We start from the raw sequence: 8,170 nt of genomic DNA on the forward strand, positions 1-8,170 counted from the left end.
CGCCGCCTTCGGCGAGCCCCTGGTGCTCGTCTACGGAGCGGCCGCCCCCGGCCCCACGGGGGCGGAGTCCCAGGAAACCCGGCTCCGCCGGGCACCGGGCTCCGCCCGGACCCGCGCCTCAAACGCCGGCGGGGCTGAGGGTGGCTGAGCGTCGGCGGGGCTGAGGGTGGCTGAGCGTCGGCGAGGCTGAAGGTGGCTCAACGCCGGCGGGGCTGACGGTGACTCAACGTCGGCGGGGCTGGATATCGCCGGACCGGATCTCGGGGCGACCCCCCGTCAGGGGGCCAGGCGGGCGAGGAAATCCGATACCGCCCTCGTGACGTCCGCGCGGGACCAGGACAGGCCCGGGGCGGTCACCTCCAGTTCCGCCAGCGACAGGCCCGGCGGGCCCTCGGGCGACCACCGGCGGAAGAGGACCGTGCCCGTTTCCTCCGCCAGCCGCAGGCCCGCTTCCGTCAGCCGCTCCGCGTCGTACGGCAGCCACACCTGGAACTGGTGCGTGTGCGGCTCCTCCGGCTCGACCCGGAACCACGGGACCCCGCCCGCCGCGAAGCCCTCCCGCAGCGCCCCCGCGACCACCCGCGCCTGGGCCACGTACGACGGCAGCCGCGGCAGCTCCCGCTCCAGCCCGGTCAGGGCCGACAGCGCCTGCGGGAACTGCCGGAAGACCTGCCCCCCGTAGCGGTGTCGCCAGACGCGGGTCTCCTCCACGAAGGCGCGCGAGCCGGCGAGGGCCGCCCCGCTGAGGCCGCCGAGGGACTTGTAGAAGGAGACGTAGACCGAATCCGCCAGGCCCGCGATCTCCGGCAGCCCGCGGCCGAAGTGGACGGTGGACTCCCACAGCCGGGCGCCGTCGAAGTGGACCACCGCCTCCCGTTCCCGGGCCGCACCGACGAGCGCCTCCAGTTCCTCCCAGGACGGCAGCAGGAAGCCCGCGTCGCGCAGCGGCAGCTCCACCATCAGCGTCCCGAAGGGTTCCGGGAGGTCCCGGACCTCCTCCGCCGTCGGCTGGCGCGCCTCCGTCGTCGGATGCACCGTCCGCAGGCCGGAGACGGCGGACAGCGCGCCGCCCTCCCACCGTTCGGGGTGGCTCATCGGGTGCAGCGCCACCACCGGGTTCCCGGTCCGCCCCGCCCAGCACCGCAGCGCGATCTGCTGCGCCATCGTCCCGGACGGGAAGAACGCCGCGTCCTCGGTGCCGAGCAGGTGCGCGACCCGCCCCTCCACTTCGGCGACGATCCCGCCGCCGTACACGTCCCCCGGCTCGTCCATGTCGTACGGGGCTTCGGCGAGCGCGGCCAGCAGCTCCCCCACCGTCGGTTCCTGCAAGCTGCGCGAGAGCACCTTCCCGGCTCCTCGCCACGCCGTCACCAGCCGCTTCGTCCGCTCCGCGTCATCGGTCATGCCCCCGATCATCGCCGACCGGCCCGGGCGCCCAGGGGCTAGCATGGCGACGTATCGTCCGGTACCCCCCGCGGACTGGAACGGAAGGCCTTCCCCGCGTGAACGCACCCCATCAGACGGAGCCCCGGGATCCGTCCGGCCGCCCTGCCCGGCTCACCGTCGGCGTCGTCGGGGCCGGCCGCGTCGGGCCCGCGCTGGCCCGCGCCCTCCAGCAGGCCGGCCACCGTCCCGTCGCCGTCTCCGGAGTCTCCGACGCCTCGGTCCGCCGCGCAGCGCGGATGCTGCCCGACGTACCGGTGGTACCGCCCGCGCAGGTGCTGGAGCGGGCCGAGCTGGTCCTGCTGACCGTCCCCGACGACGCGCTGCCCTCCCTCGTCGAGGGCCTCGCCGAGACCGGCGCCGTCCGCCCCGGCCAGCTCCTCGTGCACACCTCCGGACGCTACGGAGTCTCCGTGCTCGACCCGGCCCGCCGCGCGGGCGCGCTCCCGCTGGCCCTGCACCCGGCGATGACCTTCACCGGAACCGAGGTCGACGTGCAGCGCCTGGCCGGCTGCTCCTTCGGCGTGACCGCGCCCGGCGAGCTGCGGCTGGCCGCCGAGGCGCTGGTCATCGAGATGGGCGGGGAACCGGAGTGGATCGCGGAGGAGAGCCGGCCGCTCTACCACGCGGCCCTCGCCCTCGGCGCGAACCACCTGGTCACCCTCGTCGCCCAGTCGATGGAGCTGCTGCGCAAGGCCGGCGTCGAGCACCCGGACCGGATGCTCGGCCCGCTGCTCGGCGCCGCCCTCGACAACGCCCTGCGCTCGGGCGACGCCGCTCTCACCGGCCCCGTCGCCCGCGGCGACGCCGGCACGGTCGCCGCGCACGTCTCGGAGCTGCGCAAGCACGCCCCGGGCACGGTCGCCGGGTACCTCGCGATGGCCCGTACGACCGCCGACCGGGCCCTCGCACACGGACTGCTCAAGCCGGAACTGGCCGAGGACCTGCTCGGTGTTCTCGCGGACACCGCCGACCTCGACGGCGGTGAGCTGTGAGCCGGCTGCTGCTGCACACCGCCGACGAGCTGCACAAGCTGCCGCGCAGCGGCCGCAGGGCCGTCGTCATGACCATGGGGGCCCTCCACGAGGGCCACGCCACCTTGATCCGCAGCGCCCGCGCCGCCGTCGGAGCGGGCGGCCAGGTCGTGGCCACCGTCTTCGTCAACCCCCTCCAGTTCGGGGCGGGCGAGGACCTGGAGCGCTACCCGCGCACCCTCGACGCCGACCTGAGGATCGCCGAGGACGCGGGCGCCGACGCCGTGTTCGCCCCCGCCGTCGACGAGGTCTACCCCGGCGGCGCGCCGCAGGTGCGGATCACCGCCGGACCCATGGGCGAACGCCTCGAAGGCTCCACCCGCCCCGGCCACTTCGACGGCATGCTCACCGTCGTCGCCAAGCTGCTCCACCTCACCGCCCCGGACCTGGCCCTCTTCGGACAGAAGGACGCCCAGCAGCTGGCCCTGATCCGGCGCATGGTGACCGACCTGAACTTCCCCGTCGAGGTGGTCGGCGTACCGACCGTCCGCGAGGAGGACGGCCTCGCGCTGTCCAGCCGCAACCGCTACCTCTCGCCCGTCGAGCGGCGCACCGCCCTGGCCCTGTCCCGCGCCCTCTTCGCCGGCCGCGACCGGCTCGCCGCCCAGGCCGCCCTGCGCGCCCGCGCCGAGGCCGCCCCGGCCACCGACCACCGCGCCACCGCCCTGGCCCGGCTCGGCGAGATCCGCGCCTCCGCCGACGCGCACGCCGTGTCCGCCGCGGGCGCCGGACTGCCGGACGCCGTACGGGCCGCCGCGCGCCACGTGCTGGACGAGGCGGGCCGCCACGATCCGGCGCTGGTCGTGGACTACCTGGCACTGGTGGACCCGCAGGACTTCACCGACGTCGGCCCGGACTTCACCGGACAGGCCGTGCTGGCCGTCGCCGCGAAGGTGGGCACGACCCGGCTGATCGACAACATTCCATTGGAATTCGGAGCACACGCGTGAGCACCACAGGCAGAGGGCCCGCCCCCAGCACCGCCGCCGGCACCGGCATACGGCTGCACGCCCCCGCCCCCGGCTGGGCCGTCGACGCCGACGTCGTGGTCGTCGGCTCCGGCGTCGCCGGCCTGACCGCGGCCCTGCGCTGCGCCGCCGCGGGCCGCCGTACGGTCGTGGTCACCAAGGCCCGGCTGGACGACGGCTCCACCCGCTGGGCCCAGGGCGGCATCGCGGCCGCCCTCGGCGAGGGCGACACCCCCGAACAGCACCTGGACGACACCCTCGTCGCGGGCGCGGGCCTGTGCGACGAGGCCGCCGTACGGCTCCTCGTCACCGAAGGACCGGGCGCCGTACGCCGCCTCATGGAGGCCGGCGCGGTCTTCGACACCTCCGCCGAGACCGGCGAGATAGAACTGACCCGCGAGGGCGGCCACCACCGCCGCCGCATCGCGCACGCGGGCGGCGACGCCACCGGCGCCGAGATCTCCCGGGCCCTGGTCGAGGCGGTCCACGCCGCCGGGATCGAGACCGTGGAGAACGCCCTCGTACTGGACCTCCTCCAGGACGCGGAAGGACGTACGGCCGGGGTCACCCTGCACGTCATGGGCGAAGGCCAGCACGACGGCGTCGGCGCCGTCCACGCGCCCGCCGTGATCCTCGCGACCGGCGGCATGGGCCAGGTCTTCTCCGCCACCACCAACCCGTCCGTCTCCACGGGCGACGGGGTGGCCCTCGCACTGCGTGCCGGGGCCGAGGTCTCGGACCTCGAATTCGTCCAGTTCCACCCGACGGTGCTCTTCCTCGGCCCGGACGCCGAGGGCCAGCAGCCCCTGGTGTCGGAGGCCGTCCGCGGCGAGGGCGCGTACCTCGTCGACGCGGACGGGGTGCGCTTCATGGCCGGCCGGCACGAACTGGCCGAACTCGCCCCGCGCGACATCGTCGCCAAGGGCATCATGCGCCGGATGCAGGAGCAGGGCGCCCAGCACATGTACCTCGACGCCCGGCACTTCGGCGCCGAGATGTGGGAGCACCGCTTCCCGACGATCCTCGCCGCCTGCCGCGCCCACGGCATCGACCCGGTGACCGAGCCGATCCCGGTCGCGCCCGCCGCGCACTACGCGTCCGGCGGGGTACGGACCGACCTGTACGGACGCACCACCGTCCCCGGCCTGTACGCGTGCGGCGAGGTCGCCTGCACCGGTGTGCACGGTGCGAACCGCCTCGCCTCCAACTCCCTCCTGGAGGGCCTGGTCTTCGCCGAGCGGATCGCCGACGACATCGTCGCCCACGTGCCCGACGGCAACGGCAACGGCCCCGGCAACGTCCACGTCCCCGTCCGGGTCCCCGCCACCGGTCCGCTCCAGCCCGCCGAGGCGCGCCACGAGATCCAGCGCATCATGACGCAGGGCGCGGGCGTGCTCCGCTCCGCCGAGTCCCTGAACACGGCCGCGGAGGCCCTGGAGACCCTCTACACGACGGCTCTGGGCGAGCTGGAGTCCCACGGCAAGACCGCCGTCCCCGGCGTGGACACCTGGGAGGCCACCAACCTGCTCTGCGTGGCCCGCGTCCTGGTCGCCGCCGCCCAGCGGCGCCCGGAGACCCGCGGCTGCCACTGGCGCGAGGACCACCCCGACCGGGACGACGCCGCCTGGCGCCGCCACCTCGTCGTGCGGCTGTCGGCGACCGAGAAGCGGGCCCTGGTCGTCACCCCCACCGACTCCGCGGACTTCCCGTCCGTACACGTCCCCCTGACCCCGTCCCGCTGATCCCGTTCCCCCCCCCGAACGCCCCCAGAGCCTGGAGCTGTGACCGTGACCACCCCCGAACTCCCCCTGATCGACCAGACCGAAGGCGGCTGCGGCGACGACTGCGGCTGCGGCGAGGGCGAGGAGACCGGCCTCGACCCGGCGCTGGCCCAGCTGCTGGCCGACGCGGGCCTGGACCCGATCGAGGTCGAGGACATCGCGCACATGGCGCTGTCCGAGGACCTCGACGGCGGGGTCGACGTCACGACCGTCGCCACCGTGCCCGAAGAGGCCGAGGCCGTCGCCGACTTCGTCGCCCGCGAGGACGGGACCGTGGCCGGCCTGCGCATCGCCGAGGCCGTCTTCTCCATTGTCTGCACCGAGGCCTTCGAGGTCGAGCGGCACGCCGAGGACGGCGACCGGGTCGCGGCGGGGGACCTGCTGCTCTCCGTACGCGCCCGCACCCGCGACCTGCTGACCGCCGAGCGCAGCGCCCTCAACATCCTGTGCCGCCTCTCCGGCATCGCGACCGCCACCCGCCGCTGGGCCGAGGTCCTGGAGGGCACGAAGACCAAGGTCCGCGACACCCGCAAGACCACCCCGGGCCTGCGCGCGCTGGAGAAGTACGCGGTCCGCTGCGGCGGCGGCGTCAACCACCGCATGTCCCTGTCGGACGCGGCGCTGGTCAAGGACAACCACGTGGTCGCGGCCGGCGGCGTGGCCGAGGCCTTCAAGGCCGTACGCGAGGCCTTCCCCGACGTACCCGTGGAGGTCGAGGTCGACACCGTGGCCCAGGTCCGCGAGGTCCTGGACGCCGGCGCCGACCTGATCCTGCTCGACAACTTCACCGTCGAGCAGACCGCCGAGGCCGTCGCCCTCGTCGCCGGGCGCGCCACCCTGGAATCCTCGGGCCGGCTCACCCTGGACACGGCCCGCGCCTACGCCGAGACCGGCGTGGACTACCTGGCGGTCGGCGCCCTGACGCACTCCTCGCCGATCCTGGACATCGGCCTCGACCTGCGCGAGGCGGAGTAAGCGATGCTCCTCACCATCGACGTAGGCAACACCCACACGGTCCTGGGCCTGTTCGACGGTGACGAGATCGTCGAGCACTGGCGCATCTCGACCGACCCGCGCCGGACGGCCGACGAGATGGCCGTCCTGATGCAGGGCCTGATGGGGATGCACCCGATGCTCGGCAACGAGCTGGGCGACGGGATCCACGGCATCGCGATCTGCTCGACGGTGCCGTCGGTCCTGCACGAGCTGCGCGAGGTCACCCGCCGCTACTACGGCGACGTCCCGGCGGTGCTGGTGGAGCCCGGCATCAAGACGGGCGTGCCGATCCTCATGGACAACCCGAAGGAGGTCGGCGCGGACCGCATCATCAACGCGGTCGCCGCCGTCGAGCTCTACGGGGGCCCGGCGATCGTCGTCGACTTCGGTACGGCGACCACCTTCGACGCGGTCTCCACGAAGGGCGAGTACGTGGGCGGGGTGATCTCCCCGGGCATCGAGATCTCGATGGAGGCGCTCGGCGTACGCGGCGCCCAGCTCCGCAAGATCGAGCTGGCCCGTCCGCGCAACGTGATCGGCAAGTCCACCGTCGAGGCGATGCAGTCGGGCGTGGTCTACGGCTTCGCGGGCCAGGTGGACGGGATCGTCACCCGCATGGCCAAGGAGCTCGCGGGCCCGGCGGGCGACCCGGACGACGTCCGGGTGATCGCCACCGGCGGCCTGGCCCCGATCGTCCTCGGCGAGTCCTCCGTCATCGACGACCACGAGCCGTGGCTGACCCTGATCGGCCTGCGCCTGGTCTACGAGCGCAACGCGCCCAACTTCGAGTGACATGACGGCCCCCGCCCCGCGGCGGGGGCTGTTTTTCCGTGCTTTCTTCCGAACCTGCCTGGAAAACGGGTGCCGCGGCGATAGCGTCGCGCTTGAGAAGTACCGCGACCCCGTCCACGGCGGAGGAGACACCATGACCGCGAACCGGCCTGCCTGGCAGAAGTCGTCCTACTGCGGCGCCGGAGACGCCTGCGTCTACGTGGCCGCAGCGCCCGGAACACTGGTACGGGTGGCCGATCGGGCCGACCCGGCGCACCTCGTGATGGCCACGACCCACGCCGCCTGGGCCGACTTCGTGCGGGCCGTCAAAGAGACCGGCTGACCCGACACCCCTGAAGCCGGCGCACGCCCGCCGCGCCGCAGGGACGCCCCTTCAGGGGATTTTGTCCGATTAGCGCGTATCGTCACCTCATGCCCACGCCCTACGGATCCCGCGGCGGCATGGCGTTCGGCGCCGCTGAGCTGCTCGTGCTCAGGCGCCTCCTCGCCCACGCCCTTCAGTCCTCCAAGGCCCCCCTGACGGCCGCCGAGGTCCAGGACTGCCTGCGCCTCGCGGCGTCGGTGGACGACGCGGTCCAGGAGGCGGGCCGGTTCAGAGACTTCTTGCTCGCCGACCTGGCCCGCTACCGGGGCGCGCTCCCCGGCAGCCTTCCGGGCTACCTGGAGCTGCTCCAGGACGCCCTGGCCGGCGGATACGAGCCGGTGCCCGACGACCTCGCCGCCCTGCGGGCCCTGCGCGCCAACCCCCTCGCGGCCGCGGTGCTGGAACGGGCCCAGGGCGCCCTGGAGCGCTCCGTACGCCGCAGGCTCTCCGTCGCGCCCGGACGCCGCACCCGGCTGCTGGCCCTGGCCGGCGGGCGCGAGGCCGGGGGGCGCGAGGCCGGCGGGCGCGAGGACGGCCGGACCCCCGCCGAGCCGCGCCCGGCGCGGCCCGGCCCGGACCGCCCGCCCGAGGAGAAGCCGGACACCGAGCGTCCCGCGCGGCCCGTCCCGACGCCGGGCGAGGTCTTCCCGCCACGCCGCAAGCCCACCCCGCCCCCGGCGGAGGGCCGCGCCGTCGGCTAGTGCTGTGGCCGGAAAGGTTTGCCGGGTCGCGGCGTCCGGTGGGGTGCATCGCAAGGCGGAGGGCCGCGACTCGTACTGGACGTACTTGCGC

Annotated in this window: 8 protein-coding genes; 7 read left to right on the forward strand and 1 reads right to left on the reverse strand. The window is 74.6% G+C overall.

What is annotated here, in order from left to right; translation table 11 throughout:
- Window positions 1-276: 276 nt before the first annotated feature.
- Window positions 277-1,404, reverse strand: coding sequence for a threonine aldolase family protein (locus tag ACWDYJ_RS35235; RefSeq protein WP_451569686.1), 1,128 nt, complete (start codon window positions 1,402-1,404; stop codon window positions 277-279).
- A gap of 98 nt (window positions 1,405-1,502) precedes the next feature.
- Between ACWDYJ_RS35235 and ACWDYJ_RS35240 the strand changes: the two genes are divergently transcribed.
- The 7 genes from ACWDYJ_RS35240 (at window position 1,503) to ACWDYJ_RS35270 (ending at window position 8,079) form a co-directional block, all read left to right on the forward strand.
- Complete coding sequence (locus tag ACWDYJ_RS35240) at window positions 1,503-2,438, forward strand: Rossmann-like and DUF2520 domain-containing protein (RefSeq protein WP_451569687.1); 936 nt, start codon at window positions 1,503-1,505, stop codon at window positions 2,436-2,438.
- On the forward strand, window positions 2,435-3,427 hold the full coding sequence (gene panC, locus ACWDYJ_RS35245) for a pantoate--beta-alanine ligase (protein ID WP_451569688.1): 993 nt from the start codon (window positions 2,435-2,437) through the stop codon (window positions 3,425-3,427). The genes ACWDYJ_RS35240 and panC overlap by 4 nt, the downstream gene beginning before the upstream one ends.
- Window positions 3,424-5,187 carry an L-aspartate oxidase gene (locus ACWDYJ_RS35250; RefSeq protein WP_451569689.1) on the forward strand — a complete coding sequence of 588 codons (1,764 nt, stop codon included), beginning with the start codon at window positions 3,424-3,426 and terminating at the stop codon, window positions 5,185-5,187. The genes panC and ACWDYJ_RS35250 overlap by 4 nt, the downstream gene beginning before the upstream one ends.
- 45 nt (window positions 5,188-5,232) lie before the next feature.
- Window positions 5,233-6,201 carry a carboxylating nicotinate-nucleotide diphosphorylase gene (nadC, locus tag ACWDYJ_RS35255; RefSeq protein WP_451569692.1) on the forward strand — a complete coding sequence of 323 codons (969 nt, stop codon included), beginning with the start codon at window positions 5,233-5,235 and terminating at the stop codon, window positions 6,199-6,201.
- 3 nt (window positions 6,202-6,204) lie between these two features.
- Window positions 6,205-7,014 carry a type III pantothenate kinase gene (locus tag ACWDYJ_RS35260; RefSeq protein WP_451569690.1) on the forward strand — a complete coding sequence of 270 codons (810 nt, stop codon included), beginning with the start codon at window positions 6,205-6,207 and terminating at the stop codon, window positions 7,012-7,014.
- A 133-nt stretch (window positions 7,015-7,147) separates the two neighbouring features.
- Complete coding sequence (locus tag ACWDYJ_RS35265) at window positions 7,148-7,336, forward strand: DUF397 domain-containing protein (RefSeq protein WP_451569691.1); 189 nt, start codon at window positions 7,148-7,150, stop codon at window positions 7,334-7,336.
- A 119-nt stretch (window positions 7,337-7,455) separates the two neighbouring features.
- Complete coding sequence (locus ACWDYJ_RS35270) at window positions 7,456-8,079, forward strand: hypothetical protein (RefSeq protein ID WP_451569693.1); 624 nt, start codon at window positions 7,456-7,458, stop codon at window positions 8,077-8,079.
- Window positions 8,080-8,170 lie beyond the last annotated feature (91 nt).

The organism is Streptomyces sp. NPDC003042 (assembly GCF_053591315.1).

Excerpts from the sequence above, each read along its gene's own strand:
- ACWDYJ_RS35235 (WP_451569686.1), bottom strand. The coding sequence starts at position 1,404 with ATGACCGATGACGCGGAGCGGACGAAGCGGCTGGTGACGGCGTGGCGA.
- ACWDYJ_RS35260 (WP_451569690.1), top strand. The coding sequence starts at position 6,205 with ATGCTCCTCACCATCGACGTAGGCAACACCCACACGGTCCTGGGCCTG.
- ACWDYJ_RS35265 (WP_451569691.1), top strand. The coding sequence starts at position 7,148 with ATGACCGCGAACCGGCCTGCCTGGCAGAAGTCGTCCTACTGCGGCGCC.
- ACWDYJ_RS35270 (WP_451569693.1), top strand. The coding sequence starts at position 7,456 with ATGGCGTTCGGCGCCGCTGAGCTGCTCGTGCTCAGGCGCCTCCTCGCC.